The sequence below is a fragment of the Paraburkholderia sp. BL18I3N2 genome (assembly GCF_003001875.1).
Classification (GTDB): domain Bacteria; phylum Pseudomonadota; class Gammaproteobacteria; order Burkholderiales; family Burkholderiaceae; genus Paraburkholderia; species Paraburkholderia phytofirmans.
The window spans coordinates 129,113-153,732 of the sequence record NZ_PVNC01000015.1; the positions used below are offsets into that span (position 1 = coordinate 129,113).

Here is a 24,620-nt window from a genome sequence, read left to right on the forward strand (position 1 = left end):
CTCTTACCAACGCTCACCGAACTAAAATTGCACTTTGCGTTTCTCGACAAACGCGGAACGGGTTTCGCCCGAATCGGCAGCGAGGTAAGCCTCCAGCGTGAATCCTTGCTCCCAGCGATACTTGCTCTCCAGGTCGCCGTCTTCGACCCCATTCAGCGCTTCCTTGGCAAGTCGGATCATCACTGGACTTTTCGCAGCGATCTTTCGAGCTATCACCAGCGCGGATTCCCGTAACTGGTCACGTGGAACGACCTGCTCTACAGCACCGAGACGCCACGCCTCTCGTGCATCAACGGGTTCGCCCGTAAAGTACATGTGACGGACCTTCTGTACCGGGAACAAGCGCTGAAGGTGGGCCCCTCCTCCCATCGCTCCTCGGTCAACTTCAGGTACGCCAAAGGTCGCACACTCAGACGCGAGTACGATGTCCGCGGCGCCAGCGATGCCGATGCCACCGCCAAGCACGAACCCGTGAACAGCTGCAATGACAGGCACCGCGCTACGGTGTACCGCGCGAAAGGTCGCGTAGTTCCCGGCATTCACTGACGCGATAAGCGCTGGGTGGGCAGCGAGTTCCTTTATGTCCACGCCAGCACAAAAGCCCTTGCCCTCAGCCCTAACGACAATAACTCGTACATCAGGTTTGGCGCTCAATGTGTCGATAGCAGACGCCAACGCATGCCACCCGGCGCAATTAAGCGCATTCACCGGCGGATGCTCAATCACGAGCTCCGCAATACCGTTCTCGACCTTCGTTGAAAAAGGAGTCTTTGCATGCTCATTCATGCTGCACCTCGGAGGACGTCGCTTTGTAGGTTTTGGAACAATCGCGAGAGGCACTCGGTAGCCTCTTCCACAATCTCTTCAATCACTTCGGAGCAGCTCTTCAGTTCATCAATGGCAGCGGCGACCTGCCCAGCCGGTAGCACCCCGTGCTCAGGCTCACCGGCAACCATGGATGACTGGATCAACATCGGAGCATTCGCCATCATGAGGGATTGAATCAACGGTTCTCCGCTCGCCCGTCCGCTCTTCAGCGAACGAACCAGAGCGGACAATGAGTCACTGACCGTCGATCCTGACGACTTCTTCCATCGCGCCGCGCTCTGCAACGTGAACATGATTCGTTGCAAAGCACTTGAACGTTCGATACGCAGGAGCACGTTGTTCTCGATCAACCGTTGAGGCAGGCCATCTATCGCACGGGACACGCGAATCTGAGCCGGATCCGAAACCGCGAGATATCGCGACAAGGTTCGAGGCGGGACGGACGAGTCGCGCGTCATCAAGAATCGAGTTCCCATTGCGATACCGGCCGCTCCGGCAGCGAGCGCGGACGCCAGGCCGCGCCCACATGAATAGCCCCCCGCAGCTACGATCGGCACCTTCACCGCGTCAAGGACCTGCGGCAGAAGGATGCTGATGGGCGTGCTGCCCGTATGACCACCGCCTTCCCCTCCCTGAACCGTCACGAGATCCGCGCCGTATTCCACAGCCTTGACTGCGTGTTTTGCGAGTCCCACAGTTGGCATGCATAAAACGCCGCCATCTCGAAGTCGACCAATGACACTCTTATCAGGCCCCCTCCCGTAGCTAGCCGCGCGCACGCGATAGCGGATTGCGAGCTCCACAACTTGTGATGCGTTTGGCTGAAACATATGGAAATTAAGCCCAAACGGCCGATCCGTAAGACGCATAACTTCACGAATCTGACTTTCCAGTTGGTCCGCAGCGATCGTTGCACATGCCAGAAATCCGAACCCGCCAGCATTCGAAGTAGCCGCAACCAATCGGGCGTCCGCAACCCATCCCATCGCCGTCTGGATAATTGGATAGCGGCAACCCAGCAGGTCACATACGGGCGTGCGCAACAACGGGGTCATTTCGCCTCGTCCTCCTTGGAGCGCTGAGACTGAGCCATCGCCTTCGCATCGAATCCACCGAGCTTGTCTCCGGAGATGAGCTCGTTGTGCACATGCGCAAAGTGATGCCAACCAAAGGCTGCATCCATGGCACTTCGCTTTCCCATCAGCTCTTCAGAGTGATTGACCGCCTGCTTGGTGAGTGCAAGACCCATGCGAGGCATTTTTCCAATTCGAGATGCGATCCCATAGGTTTCCTTCTCGAGTTCCTCTCGTGGAACAACGCGGTTCACCATGCCCATCTGATACGCCCGTTCCGCAGACATCCGTTCGCCCAGGAAGAGAAACTCTTTCGCAATTCTCGGGTTCAATTCATAGGGGTGCGCGAAATACTCGACGCCGGGAATTCCCATGCGGACGACTGGATCAGAAAAGAACGCGTCGTCCGAGGCTATAATCAGATCGCAGACCCATGCGAGCATCAGTCCGCCGGCGACGCACGCACCGTGAACCATCGCAATGGTCGGTTTCGGCAGGTCGCGCCAGCGCCGGCACATTCCGAGATAGACTTCCTGTTCCCGCACATACAGGAACTCTCCACCCGGCTTGCCGACGTGGTCGTACCACAGCGACGCTCGATCGAAAGTTTTGTTAATGTCCCGGCCAGGGGTACCAATATCGTGGCCTGCAGAGAAGTGCTTTCCAGCTCCGCGCAGCACAATCACCTTGACCTCGTCGTCGTCGGACGCACGCTTTAAAGCGGCGTCCAATGCGTACGTCATCTGAGAATTCTGGGCGTTGTGATACTCCGGCCTACTCATCGTTACCGTCGCCACGCCATCAACCGCCTCATACAAAACCACAGCTTCGGTCTGTTGCTCGCCCATAACATTTCTCTGCATTAAGATTCGGCACGAGAGCGCTTACGCGGTTCGAATGCCTGGAGGATTGTTCTTGATCACTGTCGAGCGCAAGTTATACGGATCAAGCTTGCGGATGATCTCGAGTTGCCCAGAGGTGGGTGCTGCAGTCTCCGCGCAGCTATTGGCCATCACGAGTTCGAACCCCGTCGCTTCCTGCACTTGCTCGAAGGTCACACCGGGGTGGAGAGCACGCACGCGACATGCATGGTTTTCCCCGCCAAAATCCATTACACATAGGTCCGTGATCACGAGCCGAAGGTCAACGTAATCCGATTTCGAACCCTCTGGCCAACGCCCCGGGTTATAGCCAACGCCCGAGACCATATCGACCTCGCCTGAAACGAACACGCGCTTACTGTGGTTCGGGACAAAAAACGAGTTCGCGTGGTTGATACTGTTGCCGGGAAGTCCACGTACACCCAAAATTGCCGACTTCGGTTTCGCGTAGTCGCCGACCACGGACAGATTGGTCTGCCCAAAACGATCGATCTGGGTCGGTCCAATCATTGCGTGCCGGCGACCACCCCAGACGCACTCGAACACCCGGTCGAACGACATGTATCCGGAATACCGCGGCTTGAAGTCTCCTCGCGGGCCGATTGGAATGGGATCTTCAACAAGAAAAGACTCGCTGTCGGTCATCAGCAGTTCGGGAGAGTGCGTTAGCTTCGCGAGACTCGCGCCCAAACGAGGCACGACACCGATCCCTGACGCAAGGACCTCGCCATTACCGCGCCACGCCTCGGAGGCTGCGACGATCAACAACTCTGCTAGTGAAAACCCACCTTCCTGCAGCACAACATCTTCAGCAGTTTTGTTCATGAGTAAGCTCGCTTAGAAGATGGGCAAAGGCAGTTTGCTGATGCGCTCGGAGCCACCCACTTTGCGCACATACTCTTCCTCACCGCACATGACGAATTCGCTCGCATAGGCTTGCCAGCCACCCTCTTCCCCAGCGGACGCGTTGTATTGCTTGAGATGCTGCATATCCCAGCCGTAGTCTGGATTGCTGTAGGTGGGATGAGCTCCGAACGGCGCATGCACAACACCGGAGACCAGATAACGCTCGAAGTAGTTGAATCGCGCGGTGCTCTCATCCAGCGCAAAACGTTCGTGAAGTCGCTCAGTACTGACAAAACATTGGTTCGCAGCTCTTGCGAAGAGGTGATCGAACAGCGGGTCCGCACTCGTAATGAGCGTGTTACCAAGCTGGTCGGCTTCGTTCACATGCACAAGTGCCACATCCAATTGGAGAGCGGGCATTGCAACGTAGACCTCCCCATCACCATAGGGCGACGCAATGGTCCTAAGTTCGGGGTTACGAGCCAACACATCCGTTGCGAGACCACAGCGGGTCGGAAGAAAGGACATTCGCATACCTGCCGCACGAAGTCCCCATTCGAACATTCCCTCGTCGAACTCGGTTACCTCCAGCGCGCCAGATTCCCGCGCCTTGCGGAAATATGGCTCGAGTGGAATCGCGTCCATGGTTACAAAGCCATAGACCAGCTTACGGACTTTGCCAGCCGCACAAAGCATTCCGACTTCCGGACCACCATAAGTCACCAGCGTGAGGTCCTTAAGATCCGAACGCAAAATCTCACGGACGAGCGACATCGGCTTGCGCCTGGGTCCCCATCCGCCAATACCGATAGTCATTCCGCTGCGTAGGCGCGAAACTACTTCAGCTGCTGTAACTTGCTTCTGCATACTCGTCCCGTTACTTTGTATCGCCGGTTGCAAGACCAAGGCTCCAATCGTGTCCCCAGTAACTGATGGCCGTTGCCTCGTACACCGTGTGCCTGGACCAATCAACAACTAGTCCGCCATACCCATATTCGAGGGCGAAGCCGCCCGGAGTCGCCATGTAGAAAGAGATCATTTCGTCATTGACGTGCTGACCGAGGCTCGCCATTACCTTGGCACCCTCGGCCTTGCAACGGTCCATCGCTCGACCGACTTCAGTCATCGAAGCCACCTCTGCCATGATGTGCACGCATCCGCCTGGCGGTTGCGGCGAGTCAAAAAGTGCGAGGCTGTGCTGTCTACCGTTGTTGCAGTGGGTAAAGTAGAGCCGCTGAACGGGCGCGTCCGGCCCTGTCTGATGGCTATAGATGTCCGAGATGCGAAAGCCCATGATGTCTCGGAAGAACGCCCAGGTCTCATCGAAGCGGGGTGCCGCGAGCACTGTGTGGCCCATGCCGAGAGCGCCTGTCACAAATGAAGGGACGTTGACAGGCGAGTCGAAGGGAACGAACGCCGATTTAAGTCCCCAGACGATCTCATGACGGTTGCCTGATGGATCGAGAAACCACAGCATGTTCCGAAATTGCCGGGCATCAAGCTCTGCGTCTGTTGCGGTGGTGACTTCAACCCCGGTCGCTTGCAAGAGCCCGCGTGCCGCTTCGAATGCTTCATGGTCTTGAACTTCCCAGCCGGATGCCAGGTAGCGATCCGCCTCACCCCGCACGATTAAATAGCGGTATGGGCGCTCATCGAACTTCACGTAAGCGCCACCGTCGGGCGCATCTGCCGCCATGGCTCCCACGACCTTTTCGCCATAGCGTTTCCACCGGTCGACGTCAGTGGCCTGGACGACGACATAGGCCAATGCGCGGATATCAATCATCGATGCTCCCGATAAGTTCAACTGTTGAGGTTGATTTTCGGCGTGCGACCTATTCAAGGCATCGTCCAATGAGACTACGGTTCACAATCCAACTGGGGACGGCTGCTACGGGACTGGGTACATATCCAATCTCGCCCTGGCCACTGACGACGTGACCAATCCTTTGGTCATTTCCACGGCCGGAACTGGCGGCGGCGAACGTGGGAGATATAGAGAAGTCCGTCAGCGATTTCCGCAGACAATTGCGACCGCGAGAGAAAAAGCGGGATAGATTGCGGTGACCTTCGGTCAGGCACCTAAAGACGGAATTTGAGGAAAGGGGCGCAGAAGGGAACTCTTCGCGTTCGCTGCGCTGCCTCGTGCAAGCCGGCGTGAATTCCTGACTACCGGCTTGCGTCAACGATACAATCAGCGAGAAACAACGTCAGATCTTGTCGAGGTCACTGACAGCTTCCGGCGGAATGTCTTCTCGTTGGCTCCAGGTGCCAACTTCACGACGCCATTCGAACACATTCCGCGGACTTTTCTTGACTTCTGCGGCATCCGTATAGAACTGGGAATACCATTCCCGCAGTTGATAGACCGGCCCGTCGCCGTCGCAAAGAACGGGGTTGTCCACGCGCGTTTTGGAATCCCAGATTTCAACGTCCTGATGGAACGCATTCTGGGTCAGGGTGATGTAGTTATCTGCAACCGCCTCGTTTTCAGCATCTGACAAAGCTGGATTCTTTTCGACAATTACGCCGAACCGAAGAATGAAGTGGTCCTGGTCGATCGGAACGTGACAGTTCAAAAGAATGGAGTTGAGGATGTTCCCGCCGACGTTCGCGCACATCCGAGTGATGTGGTATGCGGGGCCGAAATAGGCGTCATCCGCAACAAGCTCGCCGTCGGAAAGCGTCTCGTGCCCTCCGCGCGCCATCTGGTATCCCACGTGCCCGTCGAAGACGTTTGCAAAGTAGTCAATCTTCTGACCGTGCACGGGACCGAAGTGCGCCATATCGGCAAGGTTGTCGACTAGCTCCCGTACGTTCGTGTTGATCTTCCATTCTTCGATCTTCCAATCGGTCCACTTGTCCGAAAAACACGCCGCAATACGTGGAATCGCCACGGTCGGGTCAGGCGCATTACCTTCCGGATCATTCCAGACGAACAGAAGCTTGTTCTGCTCGACAACGGGCCAGGACTTCAGCCGAGCTTTTGGTGGAATACGTCGAGCGTACGGGATTGCCTTACAGGCACCATCGCTTCCCCACCTCCAGTGATGAAACGCACATGTGACCGTGTTACCCTCCACGCAGCCAAGACTCAGATCCGCCCCCATATGGGGGCAATAGCCATCCAGAATCGACACGTTGCCGTCTTCGCCTTTGAAGGCGACGAGTTTGGTGCCGAAAGCCTGAATGGAATGCGCCTTTCCATCCTTGTATTTTTCGGTAAGACCCAGACAATGCCACCCCCGAGCGTAACGATCGGGGAGAGGGCCTGCCTTGATTTTCTGAATTGGAACTGTGCTGATAGGCTGAACTGATGACATTCGTTTCTCCGCGTGACTTCCCCAATTGAATTTAAAGGGGCGTCAAGTTGAATCGCGCAGCACCATCCGCCAGACGGCGGAAGCAGTCAGGCTACGCCCCAAGTCTCATTCTCAGGCTGAGAGCCTGGGCGTTACATCGTCACTTTGGACTAAGGGTGGTCGCGGAGACCGTCGACCCAGTCCAGCCCAGCGCGGTTCGCTATAAGTGTCGCAAGATGCCGCCTTCGGCACGCAGAGCGGCTCCGTTCGTCGCAGACGAAAGTGGGGAACAGACGTAAGTGACGAGGTTTGCAACCTCGTCAACGCTGGCCATCCGGTCAATCAACGATGTCGGCCGTGACGCCCGGATGAAGTGCCGTTCCGCCGATTCGCGAGGAACATCATTCCGAGCGGCGTAATCGTCGAAGAAACCTTCGGCGCCCTCCACGGCAGTAGGCCCTGGTAGCACGGCGTTAACCGTGACTGCGCTGCTCTTTGAGAGTTCGGAAAGTCCCCTCATCAGCGCAAGCTCAGCAGCTTTAGTTACGCCGTAGTGCATCATCTCTCCCGGGATGTACATGCCTGAATCCGAGCTGATGAATACGATTCGTCCCCAGTTCTTCTTTAGCATGCGCGGCAACGCTGCCCTCGCCAATCGCACGCCTGCCATCACGTGAACATTGAACATCCGCAACCAGGCATCATCAGTGATGTCCGTAAAAGGCAACCATTCGTAAATGCCGGCGTTGTGCACCAGAACGTCAACGTCATCGATCAATCGAAGAATGCCGCAGCAGCCACCCTCAGACGCCAGGTCGCCGGCGGCGCCCAACACTTCGACGCCAGGATTTTGGGTTCGCAAACGGCCGACAGCTTGAGCCACCGAATCCTGGCTGCGACCATGCAATATGACCCGTGCCCCGCATGCAGCGAGCTGCCTGGCAATGGCAGCCCCAATGCCTCGCGTTGAACCCGTTATAAGTGCAGTGCGACCCTGAAGCTCAATCTGCATTATTTGCTCCATGCCTCACTTACGAGCAGAAGCGTATCGCTTCGTCGCAGTGGGGGTTTTGAGTTCCATCCTGACGGCGCGTCAACTGTGTCGGTTCATTCTTCAGATTCGGCCCACCGACACATCAGCCAACCTTTTCGCCGTGTGCTATGGGAGGTGTCTCACGCAGTTCGCGTTTCAGTACTTTGCCAGACGGGTTAGTGGGCAGCCCTTCGACGAAGTCGACGAAGCGCGGAACCTTATAGTTCGCCATATTTTCCCGGCACCACCCGATGAACTCGTCTGCCCTAAGCGCTGCACCGGGTCGCAAGACGATAAACGCGCGCCCAACCTCGCCCATCCGCGCGTCCGGCACTCCGACAACGGCAATCTGCGAGATCGCAGGATGGGCTGCAGCTATCCGCTCGATTTCGGCGGGATAGCAGTTGAAGCCACCGACGATGTACATATCTTTCAACCGGTCCGTGATCCGTAGATAGCCGTCGTCGTTGACCATACCTACGTCACCAGTGTGCAGCCATCCTTCAGCGTCAACCGTTTCGCGGGTGGCGGTTTCATTGTTCAGATAGCCTCGCATCACGTTGTATCCGCGGATCCAGACCTCCCCGGGATTACCGGCGGCAACCGGGCGGCCCAGTTCGTCGGCGATTCGCAGTTCCACTCCGGGCATCGCACGTCCGCAGGTGGTAGCCACCGTTTCTGGCGCGTCAGACGCGTCTGTCAGAGTCGCGAATCCACAAGACTCCGTGAGACCGTAGCCGGTAAGAACCACCTTGAAACCGAGTTCCTCCCTCATGCGAGCAATCAGCGTAGCCGGCACCGTGGTCGAACCGGTGATCGTAGCTCGCAAGCTGGAAAGATCTGTCGACGGGAGACGCGGGTCGTTTAACAGGCTGTGGAACACGGTCGGCGGTCCTGGCAGCACGGTGATACGCTCCCGCTCAATCGCACTCAGGATCGCTTCGGTATCAAACATCGGATGCGGAAGAATCGCCGCTCCTCGCGTCAGAGCAGCAAGCCACCCCGCCTTGTACCCCATGGCATGAAAAAACGGATTGACGATCAGATAACGATCAGAGGCAGTCAATTCCATTGCACTTGCCCAGGCGTCAATTGCGCGCAAGTTTTGCCCGTGCGTGCTCATGACACCCTTCGGATGCCCGGTGGTCCCTGACGTGAACATAATGTCCGAGACCGTGTCCGGTCGCACTTCCTGGCTTCTGGTCTCGGCCGCCGCATCCGAAACAGTCACACCTTCGTCCAGAAACATCGACCAGTCAATGTCGCCAGTACGCGCACCGTGAAATACGACGAGTTTCTCCAGCGTCGCCGGCCGATGTGTACCAAGCAGGTCCGGATAATAATTTCCGAGAAAGTGGCCAGCGCAAAAGAGAATACGTGCGCCCGCGTCTTCAAGAATCTGAGCCGCTTCAACCCCACGCATCCGCGTATTGACCGGAATGAGCGACGCCCCGGCGAACTGTATTCCCAACGCGGCAACAACCCAACGCGGGCCGTTGGGTGCCCAGATGGCGACCTTATCGCCATGTGACACACCGTTAGCAATCAGAGACGCGGCCGCTCGCAAAGCCAGTTGATAAAGTTCGCGGTACGTGCAGCGTTCACCATCTACTTCTATTGCGACGTTTTCACCGTGGCTTTTGACCGTTTGTACAAGCACGCGTGGGATGGTAATAACTGAAGGCAACATGATGTGTCTCTGGATAAACCCGTTCGCAGGGTCAAATTTCAATCGGGGAAACGGACGACAACGTGCGGACTCTCCGCGACACCTTGGCAGGCAAGTGTCCATCCTTGCGAGAGGTCGTTTTTGTCGAGCACATCATTAGTTTTCATGCGGACCTTACCCGCCTCAAGTGTGCACATACAGGTCGCACACGCGCCGGCACGGCAAGAGTATGGAGCCTGGATACCTGCGCGTAGCATGGCATCGAGCAGCGTCTCGTTGGGCGAGCAAGACACCTTATGTTGCTGCCCATCCAGGAAAACCTCGAGTTCAACCGTGGCGTCCGTGTGCGCTTCCAGACGCGGCGCCTCGTTCTCACCCGTGTCGTCCGGAAGAGACACGAACCGCTCAACGTGAATCCTTCGCTGATCAATCTCCAGTGCGTGAAGCGCAGCAACTGCTGCGTCCATAAAAGCGCCGGGCCCACAAATGAAACAGTCCGCATGTCGCCAGCTACGCGCCAAATCAGCCAGTTGCGCGACAGATGGAATGCCTTGCACGGAGTCCAACCAATGAGTCACCTGCAGCCGAGTCGGATAGGCCGACGCCAAGGCCTTCAGTTCTTCCTTGAAGATGACCGATTGCTCATCGCGGTTGGCGTAAATGAGGCAAATTCGTCCCCGCCCCGACAGAAGTGCCGAACGAAGTATCGACAATATTGGGGTGATCCCGCTACCGCCGCCGAAAAGCATGAAATCGCTGTCAAGATTCTTCGGCGAAAAAACGCCCGCCGGTTCTAGCACGTCGACTTCGTCGCCAGCCTGCAACGTATCGCATACCCAGTTAGAAGCCACGCCTTGAAGAACACGCTTCACTGTCACACGAAGCGGCTCGTCAACAGCAGGCGAGCTAGCCAGGGAATAACACCGAGGGACATGTCGCCCATTGATTGGCAGCCTCAGCGTTAGGAACTGACCGGGTCGATATTTGAAAGCTTCCGTCAGAGCAGGTGGCACATCGAAAACGAGCGATCTTGCGTCTGCCGTCTCGTCGATGACTGTTCGAACTCGCAGCGTATGATATTTGGGTGCGTTCATGTTTCTAATACCTGCGATGCCCTAACCGATCGAAGTCAGATACGCGTTGTCAACGCGAAACTCTGCTCCATTGATAAACCGCGATTCGTCCGAGACGAGATACAGGATCATGTGCGCTACGTCCTGGGGCTCACACACTCCCGACTGAGGATTCGACTCAAAGCTCATCGTCTCTTCGTCCATTGCCTCCAGCATGGCCGCAGACATTGCTGTTCGGATTCCGGCTGGGTGAATCGAATTACACCGGATGCGATACCTTTTTTGACGACAGTGCGCGGCGACATTGCGCGTAAGTGCGGTCACTGCGCCTTTCGACGCTGTATAGGCGCACAACCCCGTGTGTCCGACGAGCGCGGCAGTTGAAGAAAGATTGACAATGGACCCACCACCCGTTTCCTTCATATGAAGAACGGCATGCTTGCAACCGAGGAAGGTGCCTTCCGCGTTGACGCGCAGAACCGTGCGAAAAAGGTCCAGCGAGGTGTCCTCAATCGACTCCGCTCGGCATATGGCTGCGCTGTTGACAAGCGCATCAATCCGTCCAAATCTGGCACGAACATTCAACAGAGCGTCGTGCCAATCAGCCTCGTTCGTTATGTCTAGGCGAACGAAGCTTGCGTTCTGGCCAATATCACGTGCTGCGCATCGTCCGGCTTGCTCGTCAATATCGGCCAGCACAACAGTAGCTCCCTCACGCGCGAGCATAGTCGCAGTCTCCCTCGCGACTCCGCTTGCAGCACCACTGAGCAACACAATCTTGTCCTGGACTCGGCCCATTTCCGTGCTGCCTCCAAAAAGGTTCTACTGGCTGGTGGACACTAATAATTTTGAAGCACACCGACAACCGGTTCATCCTCGATTAGGCCGGAGCACAAAACTCATTCGACCACGGCTGCCGAAAATTCCGGTGGATCTCCAAGCATCGGCCTGTGGGAGGGCGGCTGCTTCCCGTCAATGTCTCTCACGCCGTACTCGAGCGCAAGCTCAGCTCCGTAGAAGACCTTTCCTGACCGAGACGCTCGAGCAGGGTCTTCGAAAATCGCCGCAACGAGGCGCCCTTGAAATTCGGGAGACTCCCCTAGCTCAAGCCAGCCTCCGTACTTTTCCGGCTCCAGGTTGCACACAGCGAGTGTGCGCTCGGTCTTGACAAGCCCTGGCCAAAGCGTCACAACATGTACCCCGTAAGGGGCGAAATCATGGGCCATGTCGAACGACATCTTATCGGTAGCAGCCTTCGCTGCCCCATAGGCTGGTCCATGCATGTAACAGCGCCCACCTGCAGATGAGATATTAACGATCAGCCCGGAGCCACGTTTCAATAGCAGGGGTGCCGCGTAATAGCTTGCCACGTAGGTCGAACGCATGCCCACCCCGAAGAGGTCGGTCATGCCTAAGGGTTTCTCCCAGAACGGCGCTACATCCGTGAGCCCGTCCGGAATCGCGATTGCGCAATTAACCAGAATATCAAGTGCACCGCTTTCGGCATTTACTCGCTCGAACAACTCGCGGACTTGCGCGTCAGAACCGTGGTCGCAAATTACCGGAATTCCCCGTCCTCCAGCCGCGGTGACAGCGTCAGCGGTCTCATAGACTGTACCGGGAAGCTTCTGTCCGCTAGCGTTTGCCGTCCGACCGGTAACGTAGACGGTCGCTCCCGCCGCACCTAACCCGATCGCGACCCCTCGCCCAACTCCCCGGCTAGCGCCGGTCACTACACACACTGTCTCTTTGAGCATCGTAGACTCCGGCAATATGGTTTGCTGCGATATATCCAAAGGTCATCGCGGGGCCAAGCGTCGCGCCAGCTCCCGGATACGAACCGCCCATCACCGAAGCGGACGTGTTTCCCGTTGCATAGAGGCCCGGAATCGGACTGCCATCGGCGCGAAGCACCCTGGAAAACTCGTCAGTTACCAAGCCTCCCTTGGTTCCGATGTCACCCGCATCCAAACGGATCGCATAGAACGGACCTTCCTCGAGTGGCGCAAGACACGGATTGGGTTTCACTGAATGGTCGCCGTAGAAGGTATCGTATGCGTTACCCCCTTTGTTGAACTCAAGATCGACACCTGTCCTTGCAAACTCATTGAGGCGGTCGACGCTTTTCTTTAGGCCTTCGGGGTTCACACCGATCTGCCAGGCGAGTGCCTCGAGGGTGTCGCCGCGGAAGTAGACCTTTCCTAGCCAGTGACGGGGATGCAACCTGTCCGGCAGGATCGAACCCGCTACGAGTGGACCGGCGTTGTATTTTTTCCTGAAGCGTGCGTCGAAGACCATCCACGCCGGCAGATTCGCGCCGGAATTTGCATGGTCCTCGTACATCGCAAGAACGAAGTCGAGGTAATCCTGCGCTTCATTTGCGAATCGCTTTCCGAGGCGATTTACAACGATGCAACCCGGCAAAGCGCGTTCAGAGAACAATCCTCGCGGCTTCTCTTCGCCGGGAACGTGCACAGTAGGCGTCCACCATGCATGCTGCATATTGCCGAGCGCCGCACCTGCATTCACTCCCGCATTGATGCCGTCCCCGGTGTTGCATCGCGGAGCGCCAGTCCATTCAGCACTCGTCGGTTGCGGCAGGTACTGCTCGCGCATCTGTTGATTGCTTTCGAATCCGCCGGACGCGAGAATGACGCCGCGCTTCGCACGAACCTGCAGGTCGCGTCCCTTCATCTCGACTGTGATACCCACGACCTGATCATCTTCGACAATCAACGACTTCATCGGCGTATTCAGCCAGAGAGGAACGTTTCGCTCCATCAGGGACAGCCGGAGCGCACCAACGAGCGCGCTCCCCATATTCAGGCGCCGATCCCGACGACTGACGAATCGCCAGGGCAAATCGAGCGCGTAATTGCGGATCACCCGCCACGCACACTTTCGCCACCCTGGTGCGCGAGAGAGCATGGTCACGGCTTCGCTCGTGCTCATCGTCACACGACCAAAGATCAGCATAGTCGGTGAGGTCTCGCGCATTTTCAGGATGTCGCGACCAAGGCGCTTGCCGTCGAACGGCTGAGCGTCTAGGGCCCGGTATCCCATCTTGGCCCCGGGAAGATGTTGGTAATAGTCGGCGTAGTAAGGATTTGCACGGTAGCGAACATGCGTTCTAGCTTCTGCATACCGAAGCATCTCAGGACCGAACCTGACAAACGCCTTCAACTTTTCCTCGCCAACTTCGCCCTTCGTTGCGGCCCACAGATAAGCAAGCGCGTCTTCAGGGCTGTCGCTTCCTCCATCGCCTTCAATATGATCGTTATTGGGAATCCAAAGTCCGCCGCCCGAAACGGCGGACGTACCGCCGTAAAGATGCGTCTTCTCAACGATCAAAACAGACTGGCCATTGTCGTGAGCCCGACAGGCTGCGAGCATGGCCCCTGCGCCTGAGCCGACAATCACCACATCCACCTCATACGAAGGATCCGTGGCATCCGCAACCGAAGAAGACGATTGACGTTCTGGCCCGCCGTCGACAAGGCGAGTTCTCATGAAGGCTGACATATCGATTCCCAAACTTCAGACAGTGTTGTCTTTGTTTTCCAGCCCGCACAAGAAGCCACCGAAGTTGCGGCCTACGGGATCCGCATAGTTCGCCACGTGCGCCCGCCCGGCATGTATGTCCAAGAAGAAGCGAACCATCGGGTGCGACATATAGATGCCCGATCCTCCACACGACTTCAGCAGCCGACTAACGTGGTGAGCGCAGATGTCCGGCGCCTGCGACGATTGAAAACGGTACAACAGACGGTCCTCAATCGGTGCAGCCTCACCGCGGTCGGCGCAAGCCATCATCGCGTCGAAGTTTCTGAATAAGGTCGTTTTCAGTTGATCAACCGCTGACGCAGCCTCGGATGCCACAAGCTGGGCACTCGGGTCGTTCGCCGTTGCACCAAGAAAGTTCCGACTGACCTGCTGCGCTGCGGTGCGTCGAAAAGTGTTCAGTGCGCCTTGCAGACCGCCGATACACGACGAGGACACGGCGCGAACGAAGACCTGGGCGAACGGCAAGCGATAGAGCGCGCCATTGTTGAGCTGGGCGCCAGGACGCGCGGCAGCCGAATCGTCCCTCGTCCGATGGGTGCGGTATTCCGAGACGAACACGTCCTCTACGACGATGTCATGACTGCCCGTGCCCTTAAGTCCAAACGTGTTCCAGTTGTGCACGATCTGGTAGTCAGACTTTGGAAGCATGAACGTTCTGTACTCTGGCGCGCCGCCGTCCTCCGACGGGGGAACCATTCCCCCCAGAAAGATCCACTCCGCGTGCTCGCATCCGCTCGAAAAGCTCCAACGGCCAGAGAGGCGAAAGCCGCCTTCCGTCGGCGTGACCTTACCGACCGGCATATAGGTCGACGCGACCAACGTAGACGGATCTCGCGCCCAGACTTCCTCCTGCGCCTTCGGATCAAACAGGGCCAATTGCCAGGGATGCACACCCAGAACGCCATAGATCCAGGCGGTCGACATGCACCCTTCCGCCAGAATCATCTGGATCGAATAAAAGACGCGTGGGGAAAGCTCGAAGCCGCCAAAGTGTCGGGGTTGCAAGACGCGGAAGAAGCCCGCGTCTTGCATCTCCTGGACGGTCTCGTCCGGGACCCGAGCATCACGTTCAGCCTGCTCCGCCCGCTCCAGTAATCGAGGCACCATCTCGCGGGCACTCTGCAACAGTTCCGCCTCGCTCGGCACAGTAACCTTCGGCACCGGCTGAATCGTCATGGCTCGTCTCCGTATCGCATAAGGGTAATTGCGGAGCCGAGGGCACCGCAGCGTTACGGAATCTTTTCATCGAGCGACGTGCCCAGCATCGTCCAAAAAGACTAACGATGTCTGGCTTAGCGCAGCAGCGAGCCATTGTGCTGCGAGACATTTTCCCCTGATTCGCGGGCGACCGCGTCGCTACCGAATCTCGGCAGCGTTCATGGCATCGCTCGTAGTCCGCACGGACGATGCCATTCAGTTGCGGAGGCGGATACTGCCCCCAGAGCATGGACGGTGTATTAAATCGGGACAGGAAAACCAAGTGGGAGATCGGAAAATACCCCAAGTGGCCGTGGTAACGGGCGCTGCATCTGGCATCGGACGCGCCCTCGTCCTCGCGTTGGCTCGCCGTGGCGACGCGGTCATAGCATCAGATATCGATGCACGGGGGCTACATGAAACCGTCGGATATGCGCGGGTGCTCGGTTCAACTGTGGTCCCCGTCACGACCGACGTCTCCAAAGAAGACGACATAGAACGGCTTGCGAGTCTCGCCTTCGATGTTGCAGAACGGGTGCATCAGCTCGTCAATAACGCGGGCGTGTTGCTGTCGGGAAACTGCTGGCAGACCTCCCTCCCAGGTTGGAAGCGAACGATCGACATCAACTTGTGGAGCGTCATCCACGCGACCCGAAGCTTCGTACTTCGCATGCTCGACAGTGGTGGGCACATCGTCAACATCGCATCGATGGCGGGCCTGACACCGGGATGTGATGTAGCTGCCTATACTGTGTCAAAGTATGGTGTCGTCGCACACAGCGAGTGTCTCGCCGCTGAATTGGCGCTACGTAAAGCGCCCATCAAAGTTTCCGTCGTGTGCCCTCGCGCGGTTCGAACCGGAATCGCCTCCTCTTTGCAGCAAGGTGAGAGCGTCGGTTCGACCCACGCTGCCATAAAGGCGACCCTTCAGCATGTGATTCGAGAGGGGATGGCACCGGAAGCACTTGCCAAACATCTGCTGTCCGAGGTGGACGCCGGGAAGTTCTGGATCGTCCCGCATGCAGAGGTCCTCGCCGCAGTGGAACACCGAGCAGAGCAAATACTTCGCTCATCCATCGCATCCGGTATCTGATAAAGGAGCACCATGCCACTCGATCCGCAAGCCGCAAGGGCACTCCGGATTCTCGCAATGATGCCCCCCATTGACTACTCGTCTGACGGCACCTGCGCCCGATCTGTCCTGGCGGAGCTTCCGCCTGCCCCATCGCCATTCGCGGAGGGCGATCAGGTTGCGGCTATTGAGGATCGAACCATCGAAGGGCCTGGCGGCCCATTGAAGTTGCGGCTTTACTATCCGCTGCCCAACGCCGCTTCATTACCGCTGACGCTCTATTTTCACGGCGGAGGCTTCGTCTTTGGTTCCCCTGCATTGCATGACAATGTTTGCCGCTGCCTCGCAAAACGAGCCACTTCTTTAGTCGTATCCGTTGACTATCGGCTCGCGCCCGAATTCAAGTTCCCTGCCCCTATCGAGGATGGGTGGGCCACACTTAACTGGCTGCGTGGTAATGGAACTGGTCTGCGCGGAGACCCTAACCGGGTTGCGGTCGCCGGCGATAGCGCGGGAGGCAACATTGCAGCGGCCATCGCACAAAAGGCTCGCGATCACGGCGTTGAGCTCAAGCACCAAGTCCTGCTCTACCCTGTCACAGACTGCAGCCTAGGTACCCCGTCCTACACCGAAATGGGGAACGACTATTACCTCACGCGAGAAATGATGGAATGGTTCTGGAATCAATATCTGCCAGACAATAACGCTAGACAGCATCCGTTGGCATCGCCCTATAAGCAGAAAGCGCTGGAGCGTGTCGCTCCCGCGACTATCTTGACTGCGGAGTTCGATCCCCTCCGTGACGAAGGAGAAGCATACGGCCTCACGTTGATGAAGGCGGGAGTTCCAGTCCATATGCGCCGATGGCCAGGGCAGATTCACGGATTCGCCAGCATGCTAGGGGTTCTGGACGCAGCCGACGAGGCTCTGTCGTGGGCTGCGGGGTCGTTGCATAGCAGCTTCGAGCCGGCTGACATCCGCTCCTGACGATCCTGCGTGTCACGCTGTCGCGCCGCGGAGAGCAATGTAAGCGCTCCGGGATAGGAGGTCACTCATGATTCCCCGCGCGGCAGCATAAAGACGGGAGTTCGATTGGCGACGCCAAGCACCTGACCTATGACTCGTCCGGACGCACATTCGGCCACATCGCCCTCCTATATCGGCTCGGGGACAGTCCGCACCAGTTGACGAAAGCTCTACGAAACGCCGCTGCACTACTGAATCCAAGTCGCGACGCTATTTTATCGATCGACCAAGTAGTGTTGGCAAGATAGTGCTGGGCAGCGTTCTTCAAAGATTGCTCTCGCAGCTCGTTGTAGCTCGTTCCGTCGCTCGCAAGCCGGCGGCGCAGCGTAATGCTTGTCAGGTTCAGCGCATTAGCGATTTCGGCAACACGCAGAAGCGGACGGTCAACCGCCATGGCCGCGTCTAGAAGCGAGCGCACGCGCTGCGCCGCGGACACGGTTGAAGCCGGGCTAGCGACGAAATCGAAGGGTAAGCGTTCCAGGCAGTCGTCAAGTTCGACAGGCTGGCGAATTATCTTGCTCTTCAACAGCGCAGCATCGAATTTGAAACCTGAGGAATCGGCACCCACGACAACAGGTGCACCCAATACACCCAAGAAAGCCGCGACGTCCTCTCTTTCCGGATGGGCAAGATAGACGACCACTGGACTCACCGGGCGTCCGAGCAGCCAACCAAAGAAATGAATGAAGCACAGTAAGCCCGTCACATCCAGCAGGCAGGCGGCAGAGGATGTCTTGCGCCGGACGGGGTGCATCAGGAACGTGGCGGCGCCGCTTTCCAGACGTAGCTCAAGGGTAGCAGCGCGGGGGTGCAACATCGCACAAAACTCGCGCGCAATCGTGATTGCCTCCCCGAGGGTCTTCCTTGTTGCCATGCACCGGCACATGAGATCTACCTCATGTTTAGTCATCGGCGGATGCCCATTCTCGCGCGCGACCTTTTCGTTCAAGACGTCTGCGGCGAAGCGATAAAGGTTGGCGAGGCCCGCGCCCGACGATCGGCTTGAATGCGCGTGCATCGGGACAATCGGAGTGTCACTTATCGACGCCCCACTTCGGCGAAGCTCGTGGACTAGGCGCGCCTCTAGTTGGAGAAAAAGCTCAGCAAAAGGGGTGGAATCCAAAGCTTCCATCGAGTCGTCTCCAGTTTGATCGAACAGGCATCCATCTTTGATCGTTTGAGTAACGATGCCCGGTACGAACTCACGATAAGTTTAGCCTACCGCGAACCTATGCGGCGCGACGATTCTACCGTCGCGCCACCTCGTGGATACACTGGACCGGAGACAATGCAATGCAAATACTTGATCTTCAAGATCACGAGTCCCTCCCAATGTTCGCCGTATCGCCTGATCTCACCGAGCGAATCAGAAAACATCGGCTTGAACAAAACGTCGAGGACATGGAGACGCTCGGGTACACGGTTGTCAAAGACGTCGCCTCAAACGAGTTCTTCGCGAGTCTGCGTAGCGCGATCATGCGATGTTGCAACGAAGACAGGGGTCAGTACTTCGGTATTACCAAAAAAGGCGTATCGAGCGACTTTTTGTTGACTAGGGATCCATCCATCGCAGAGGCTACGCTGAATCCGAAGATCCTCACAATGATCGAATTTATGTGTGGACGCGGTGCCCAAATCAGTCAGATCAGCGGAAGCGTACGGTTCCAGGGAGCTAATGCGATGACATTGCATTGCGACCAGTCTTGGATCCCCGCTCCGTTCCCAGAGCATAACGCGCTCATGACGGCATGCTGGTATTGCGATGACACCCTCGACGAAGCATCCGGCGCAACGAAAGTGATTCCTGGGTCGCACCGAAAGGGTCGTCACCCTACCCCGGAAGAAGTCGAGGCTGCAGTCGGCGCTGTTCCCCTTGCAAGCCCCCGCGGATCGGTCGGGATGTGGGACGGAAGACTTTGGCACGCGAACTTCCCGCGTACTCGTGAAGGCGAGCGTGTGATGCTCCATGCAACGTATTGTCGGCTCGCATATCGTCCACTCGAGGATTATGGCCCCTTTAGCGATGACCTGGTTGCCCGTTACGGTCCCGCTATGGCTGACCTGCTTGGACGAAATCATTGGTGGGGTAATCGGAACTGGAACGACGGAAGTGTGGACATGCAGAAATACCTGCGCACCGAACGGGACTCCCGCCGGTAACCGGACACAGCACCTGTCAATCACGAGCGGAGTAGCCATGCAGAGATTTTCTGAGAAGGTAGTGATCGTCACCGGAGGGTCTTCAGGCCTTGGCAGAGCCTCAGCGGTTCGATTTGCCCAAGAAGGCGCACACGTGGTAATCGGAGGCGTCGATACGAGCGACGGCACAGAGATCGCGGAAGAGGTGAATGGGCTGTTTGTCCAAACCGATGTAGGCGACCCGGCAGCAAGTGATGCGGCTAGTTGAGGCGCATTATTGAACATGACGTCGAGTCGGCCATATTGCCGCGTGGCCGTCGTGGACGGCGGCGGGGTCGCCGGACGACAGTTCGGGATCTAGAACAAGCCACTCCTCCGTAAGGAACAAGCTACATAGGCCTCCGGCGATTCATGCTTCGCCGGAGGAATTTTGCGCGCTTGTTTCGCCATCCGGGGTCATACTGCCCTCGTCGAATATCGACGGTCAGAGCGGATACGACAACCCGCGTTCTTTGGTCAAAGATTGAAACCAGGGTTCGTCTTTAAAAGGGCGAAAAGGTTGGGCGAGCCGGCGGCGCTAGAAGCGCTCAAGAACGACTTCGAACACTGCGATGATCGACGACGCGGCCGTCGCCGCCTTGACGAAGTCAAAAAGGCATCGCCAAGAATCGGACGCAGGCGACGTCATCGAACTACATACATGCATCGGACGCATCCGCCAGAAGCGGAGACTCAAACTCGTCAAAATCGCTGCGACGACACGTTGCCACCATCGACGATCATTTCCGCCGCCGTCACGTAGCTGGCTTCGTCAGACAACAGGAAACGGACGACTCGCGCGACCTCCTCCGGACGTCCGATGCGACCTAGCAGGATTCTCTGTTTCCACCTCGCGACCAGCGCCTCATCGACGCCGCGTTCGTCCCCACCCGCAAGCATGGGAGTATCGATCATGCCCGGCGAAACGGTATTCATGCGAATACCGTCCACCGCAAGGGCGTCGGCCATGGAACGCACAAGCGAGATGATTCCGCCCTTTGCGGCCGTATAGATCGGAATCATCCCGTTACCAAGGGACGCGTTCATCGACGCAATTGCAACACCGATGAACCCGCGTGTTTGCGCAGATCGGGGAGCATCGCCTAGACGATGAGAATGAGCGGCCGGAGATGCACGTTCAACCCGTCGTCCCATGACTGCGACGTTACTCCCTGCAGTCCGGTAGCCTGCACGCTTCCGGCCGCGTGCACGAGTCCGCCGATAGTTCCGATGGCATCACGGGTCATGGCAAGAGCCCCGTCGATCATGGATGGGTCCCGCAAGTCGATCCCAATCCCTGCGGCGGCAGCTCCGAAATCCCCTTTCAAGCGCTTAACGTTGTCCTCAACCGCATCGCGATTGATATCCCAAAGCGCAACCGGCCGGCCAACGGCCGCAAGTGCCTCAGCTGTCGCCAACCCGATCCCTGACGCGCCGCTGGTTACGACAACGCCGGTCGATGGTGTTGAATAGCTCGCTTGGCGATTCAAAGTTAGTTATCCTTCAGCGGAGAGGCATGAGGCGACCGAAAGCGCCGGGGATTCACGCCGCTAGACCTCTTAGTCGCATTCCGAGGTCGCGGCGGACGCTCCCTTTACGTCATCGCCACTCGTAGTCTTCCGGATCGGGCTTGCGGGTCCATTTCCAGTAATCCGCCAGCGACCAAGGCGACGTATTCACGACCCTGCCTTTACTGTTTTTGTACCAGTTGTTGACGGACGGATGGGACCAGACAAGTTGATCGAGTTCGGCAATCAGGCGTTGATTGAATTCCTGGAACACCGCTGGCTTCACGTCCATCTCTCGATGACCGTTCTCGATCATTGCCTTGATGCCAGCGAGCGCGTAACGCACCTGACATTCAGAATGGAAGATGATGCTTCCCGCGTGTGCGAGATTTGTACCCGGGCCGTAAAGACAAAACAGATTTGGAAAGCCGGGGACTGTAATACCGAGGTAGGCCCGGGGCTCATCCCCCCAGAAATCACTCAGCTTGACTCCTTCGCGTCCAGTGATCTCCATTGGCCACAAGAATTTGTTTGCATGAAATCCCGTGGCGTAGACAATCGCGTCTACCGGATAATGATGCCCGTTGTGGCCGAAGATGCCCGTTTCATCGAATTCGCGAGGAGAGTCCGTCACCAGCTCAACGTTTGACTGTTTCAGAGCGCGCAACCAACTGCCGTTGTCCTGCAGCATCCGCTTACCGCCCACAGGATACGTCGGGATCACTTTTTTCAGCAGCGCCTCGTCATCACCGATCTGATTTTTGATCCATTCGGTCAGCTTGATTCGCTCGTCGTCATTCGCCGCCGAGACCGCTCGCTCCGGATGAGGCCATGTTGGATCAAACCGCCAGTTGTTCAGTGCCACGCCGCTGCCAGGCCAGAACATGAGGAACCTGTACCAGCGAGCATAGTACGGCACATGCTTCAGCATCCACTTCTTGCTGTCGCTGACAGTTGCATGATAGTCAGGGTTGGGGAACATCCACACAGGTGAGCGTTGGAAGACGAAAAGTTCACCGGCGATTTTTGCTAGTTCCGGCACCACCTGAAATGCACTCGCACCCGTGCCGACTACGGCGATCCGCTTACCGTGCAAGTCGTGTTGCGATTGCCAAGCCCCCGTATGAATCTGCGGACCTTGAAATCGGTCTTGGCCGGGGATGCTCGGCGTCATCGGACGATTCAGCTGTCCGACTGCACTGATTACGGCATTCGCCGAGACATCATATTCCTTGCCCGTCTCATCTTTGACCGATACAGTCCACGCGCCCGAGCTTTCCTCGAAGCGGGCTGACACGACTTCCGTTTTGTAGCGGATGTACTCCCCGAGGCCGTGTTCGTCCGCAAAACGCCGAAAATATGCAGCCAGATCCGGTTGGCGCGAGAAGTATTCTTCCCAGTCGTGGTTGGGATAGAAGGAATAGGAGTAGAAGTGGTTCGGAATATCAACGCGGCAACCGGGGTAACGGTTTTCGTACCACGTCCCGCCGACACTGTCGTTCTTTTCAAAGGCAGTGAAGGGGATGCCAGCCTCCTTCAACCGCATGGCCGACAGCAGGCCAGACATCCCGCCGCCAATCACTACCACATGAAATTTGCGCTTGACTGATTCGGGCACTTCCTTAGTCCAGGCAGGAATCCGCGCATCCTCCCCGTCAAGCGCTAGCTCCTCGAGAACAAATGGTGTGTAGTCGGCCGGAACTTGCGTTCCAACAAGGAAATTCATCATTTCGCGCACCGTTTCCTCGTCCGGAGGCGGCGGCAATCGACATCCTTTGTCCCTGAAGTCTGCTAGCACCCTCAGCGCCATCTTACGCACCGAGTCCTTCTCTTCTTCGGACAACCCGCCTTGCGTTTCACCCATGTGCGGCGTGCGCAGACGGATGGCTCCGCGCAGCAGGCTGACGTCTCCCGTGATGTGAACCAACGACATCATCAACGTGGGGATGCTCGCGTCGTCAAGCATGCTTTCGATAAAAGCGTCATCTTCGGTAATGGGAAACATTGCCGGCTTTAAGTGGTTGCTCATACTGTGTCTCCGTCAGTCATTCTTTTCGCCTAAGACGTCTTAACACATCTTTGCGCTTAGTCGGTTCAAGGAAAACTTTGTGGGCGTTGAATCCCTGATGGAACCTCTTCTTTGCGCGATCAGTTCTGCGCCGACGCGGCAGCACCAGCCGCTTCTGACGATTTTCCTATTCCCATCGAGAGAATCAGGACGCTAAAAACGACGAAGACGAACCCGACTGCCACGAAGGCGCCGTGCACATCAAAGGCCGCTCGCAAAGGGCTCAGCACAACGGGATTCAAGAATTGCCCAAGAAAAACCGAGCTCAACAAAAAACCAACAGCCCGTTGACGAATATCGGGGTGCGCACGTCCCAGAATTAGCGACACCGTCACCGGTTCAACGAGCCCCGCCCCAACGCCTGTCACGATACAGCCCGCAAGTAGTTGTGCAACGCTGCCTGAAGCTGCCAGGGCGAGCGATCCGGCGCCTAGGCTGAAGGCGGCGAGCGCAAGTACGCTGTTGGCTGTCAACACACGTCTGAGCGGGCCGTAGCATGCGGCAGCGAACGCGGCAGTAAGCGAGTAGGACGATAAGATCATGCCGATGGTCGCTGCGCTATTGATCCCGTTCGCATTCAACAGAAACGGGCCCTGTATCCCTGGCATGAACAGGCCTATGGACAACACACAGGTTAGCGCATAGATCGGGATATAGCCTCGTACCGAATGCTTGCCTGCTACCTTGGCTTCGCGAACTGACGGGCCGCCGCTAACCACAAAAAAGCTGAGAAGCAATACTGGCACTGCCATGAGGTAAAGAATAAACGGTCCCCGCCAGCCAAATGCATCGACCAGTCTTCCTCCAAAGGTCATCGCGATAATTGCACAAGAAGCAGCGCCTGCGCCGGCAAACCCGAGAATCCGCTCACGAGCGTGGCCAACATAGTCTCCTGCCAACGCGAAAGTAGAGGTCAGAATCGCACCTCCCGCCCCACCCAAGACGAGCCGCGAGACAATCAGGGAGATGGCACTCGGTGCCAGTACCGGAAAGATGCCAGCTGCGACGAACAACGCCAGCGCCGTTAAAAGGACGATACGCCGACCTACCCGGTCTGAAACCCATCCCCCAATTGGGGCACCTAGCATCACCATGATGGCAGGCGCGGCCATCACCATCTGCGCAAAAAACGCCCCGTCTCCTGATTCAGGAAAAGCAGATGCGATGGCCGGCATTGCCGGTGCGACAGCCATCGGAATCAGCGCGACCAAAGACGGCCCCGAGACGACGACAATCGACTTTCCCAGCGTGTTGGCATTTACCGAAGTCATGACTTCCCCTTACCTGACCTGGAAGCTCGTC

General features: G+C 57.3%; 23 protein-coding genes. 4 read left to right on the top strand and 19 right to left on the bottom strand.

Going from position 1 to position 24,620, the window contains the following annotated elements; all coding sequences use genetic code 11:
* Positions 1-21: 21 nt before the first annotated feature.
* The 14 genes from B0G75_RS29640 to B0G75_RS29705 all read right to left on the bottom strand — a co-directional run bounded on the left by B0G75_RS29640 (position 22) and on the right by B0G75_RS29705 (position 15,445).
* Positions 22-786: an enoyl-CoA hydratase family protein gene (locus tag B0G75_RS29640; RefSeq protein ID WP_106313594.1), complete on the bottom strand. Its 765-nt coding sequence runs from the start codon at positions 784-786 to the stop codon at positions 22-24.
* Complete coding sequence (locus B0G75_RS29645; RefSeq protein ID WP_106313595.1) at positions 783-1,883, bottom strand: nitronate monooxygenase family protein; 1,101 nt, start codon at positions 1,881-1,883, stop codon at positions 783-785. The genes B0G75_RS29640 and B0G75_RS29645 overlap by 4 nt, the downstream gene beginning before the upstream one ends.
* The gene (locus tag B0G75_RS29650; RefSeq protein WP_219908303.1) at positions 1,880-2,749 is read right to left on the bottom strand and encodes an enoyl-CoA hydratase; all 870 of its coding nucleotides are present in this window, start codon (positions 2,747-2,749) and stop codon (positions 1,880-1,882) included. Before B0G75_RS29650 ends, B0G75_RS29645 begins: the two co-directional genes overlap by 4 nt.
* Positions 2,750-2,785: 36 nt before the next feature.
* A complete protein-coding gene (locus B0G75_RS29655; RefSeq protein ID WP_106313597.1) occupies positions 2,786-3,607 on the bottom strand; it encodes a CoA-transferase subunit beta in 822 nt (273 codons plus the stop codon).
* A gap of 12 nt (positions 3,608-3,619) precedes the next feature.
* Positions 3,620-4,495: a CoA transferase subunit A gene (locus B0G75_RS29660; RefSeq protein ID WP_106313598.1), complete on the bottom strand. Its 876-nt coding sequence runs from the start codon at positions 4,493-4,495 to the stop codon at positions 3,620-3,622.
* 10 nt (positions 4,496-4,505) lie between these two features.
* A complete protein-coding gene (locus tag B0G75_RS29665) occupies positions 4,506-5,414 on the bottom strand; it encodes a VOC family protein (protein WP_106313599.1) in 909 nt (302 codons plus the stop codon).
* A 424-nt stretch (positions 5,415-5,838) separates the two neighbouring features.
* Positions 5,839-6,951: a Rieske 2Fe-2S domain-containing protein gene (locus tag B0G75_RS29670; RefSeq protein WP_219908304.1), complete on the bottom strand. Its 1,113-nt coding sequence runs from the start codon at positions 6,949-6,951 to the stop codon at positions 5,839-5,841.
* Positions 6,952-7,150: 199 nt separating this feature from the next.
* Positions 7,151-7,942, bottom strand: a complete 792-nt coding sequence (locus B0G75_RS29675) for an SDR family NAD(P)-dependent oxidoreductase (protein WP_106313600.1) — start codon at positions 7,940-7,942, stop codon at positions 7,151-7,153.
* A gap of 124 nt (positions 7,943-8,066) precedes the next feature.
* Entirely contained in the window at positions 8,067-9,653 is a 1,587-nt protein-coding gene (locus tag B0G75_RS29680) for a FadD3 family acyl-CoA ligase (RefSeq protein WP_106313640.1), read from the bottom strand.
* A 38-nt stretch (positions 9,654-9,691) separates the two neighbouring features.
* Positions 9,692-10,726, bottom strand: coding sequence for a ferredoxin--NADP reductase (locus B0G75_RS29685; RefSeq protein ID WP_106313601.1), 1,035 nt, complete (start codon positions 10,724-10,726; stop codon positions 9,692-9,694).
* Positions 10,727-10,747: 21 nt separating this feature from the next.
* Entirely contained in the window at positions 10,748-11,503 is a 756-nt protein-coding gene (locus B0G75_RS29690) for an SDR family oxidoreductase (protein WP_106313602.1), read from the bottom strand.
* Positions 11,504-11,604: 101 nt separating this feature from the next.
* Complete coding sequence (locus tag B0G75_RS29695; protein ID WP_106313603.1) at positions 11,605-12,462, bottom strand: SDR family NAD(P)-dependent oxidoreductase; 858 nt, start codon at positions 12,460-12,462, stop codon at positions 11,605-11,607.
* Positions 12,425-14,227 (bottom strand): FAD-binding protein, encoded by a 1,803-nt coding sequence (locus B0G75_RS29700; protein ID WP_219908305.1) that lies wholly within the window; start codon positions 14,225-14,227, stop codon positions 12,425-12,427. The genes B0G75_RS29695 and B0G75_RS29700 overlap by 38 nt, the downstream gene beginning before the upstream one ends.
* Before the next feature lie 15 nt (positions 14,228-14,242).
* The gene (locus tag B0G75_RS29705; protein WP_106313604.1) at positions 14,243-15,445 is read right to left on the bottom strand and encodes an acyl-CoA dehydrogenase family protein; all 1,203 of its coding nucleotides are present in this window, start codon (positions 15,443-15,445) and stop codon (positions 14,243-14,245) included.
* A 304-nt stretch (positions 15,446-15,749) separates the two neighbouring features.
* On the opposite strand from B0G75_RS29705, the gene B0G75_RS29710 reads away from it, so the two are divergent.
* Positions 15,750-16,559, top strand: a complete 810-nt coding sequence (locus B0G75_RS29710; RefSeq protein WP_181309378.1) for an SDR family NAD(P)-dependent oxidoreductase — start codon at positions 15,750-15,752, stop codon at positions 16,557-16,559.
* 12 nt (positions 16,560-16,571) lie between these two features.
* Positions 16,572-17,525: an alpha/beta hydrolase gene (locus B0G75_RS29715; RefSeq protein WP_106313606.1), complete on the top strand. Its 954-nt coding sequence runs from the start codon at positions 16,572-16,574 to the stop codon at positions 17,523-17,525.
* Positions 17,526-17,652: 127 nt separating this feature from the next.
* On the opposite strand, the gene B0G75_RS29720 is transcribed toward B0G75_RS29715, so the two are convergent.
* Entirely contained in the window at positions 17,653-18,696 is a 1,044-nt protein-coding gene (locus tag B0G75_RS29720; protein WP_106313607.1) for an AraC family transcriptional regulator, read from the bottom strand.
* Between the two features lie 161 nt (positions 18,697-18,857).
* On the opposite strand from B0G75_RS29720, the gene B0G75_RS29725 reads away from it, so the two are divergent.
* Complete coding sequence (locus B0G75_RS29725; protein WP_106313608.1) at positions 18,858-19,724, top strand: phytanoyl-CoA dioxygenase family protein; 867 nt, start codon at positions 18,858-18,860, stop codon at positions 19,722-19,724.
* Between the two features lie 37 nt (positions 19,725-19,761).
* Positions 19,762-19,971 (top strand): SDR family NAD(P)-dependent oxidoreductase, encoded by a 210-nt coding sequence (locus tag B0G75_RS42070; protein ID WP_106313609.1) that lies wholly within the window; start codon positions 19,762-19,764, stop codon positions 19,969-19,971.
* Between the two features lie 473 nt (positions 19,972-20,444).
* Here the strand turns inward: B0G75_RS42070 and B0G75_RS41530 are convergent, their stop codons facing one another.
* The 4 genes from B0G75_RS41530 to B0G75_RS29745 form a co-directional block, all read right to left on the bottom strand.
* A complete protein-coding gene (locus B0G75_RS41530) occupies positions 20,445-20,789 on the bottom strand; it encodes an SDR family NAD(P)-dependent oxidoreductase (protein WP_258194765.1) in 345 nt (114 codons plus the stop codon).
* Between the two features lie 56 nt (positions 20,790-20,845).
* Positions 20,846-21,232 (bottom strand): SDR family NAD(P)-dependent oxidoreductase, encoded by a 387-nt coding sequence (locus tag B0G75_RS41535; protein ID WP_258194766.1) that lies wholly within the window; start codon positions 21,230-21,232, stop codon positions 20,846-20,848.
* A gap of 109 nt (positions 21,233-21,341) precedes the next feature.
* Entirely contained in the window at positions 21,342-23,279 is a 1,938-nt protein-coding gene (locus tag B0G75_RS29740) for an NAD(P)/FAD-dependent oxidoreductase (RefSeq protein ID WP_219908306.1), read from the bottom strand.
* Between the two features lie 119 nt (positions 23,280-23,398).
* Positions 23,399-24,589: an MFS transporter gene (locus tag B0G75_RS29745; protein ID WP_106313610.1), complete on the bottom strand. Its 1,191-nt coding sequence runs from the start codon at positions 24,587-24,589 to the stop codon at positions 23,399-23,401.
* Between the last annotated feature and the right edge of the window lie 31 nt (positions 24,590-24,620).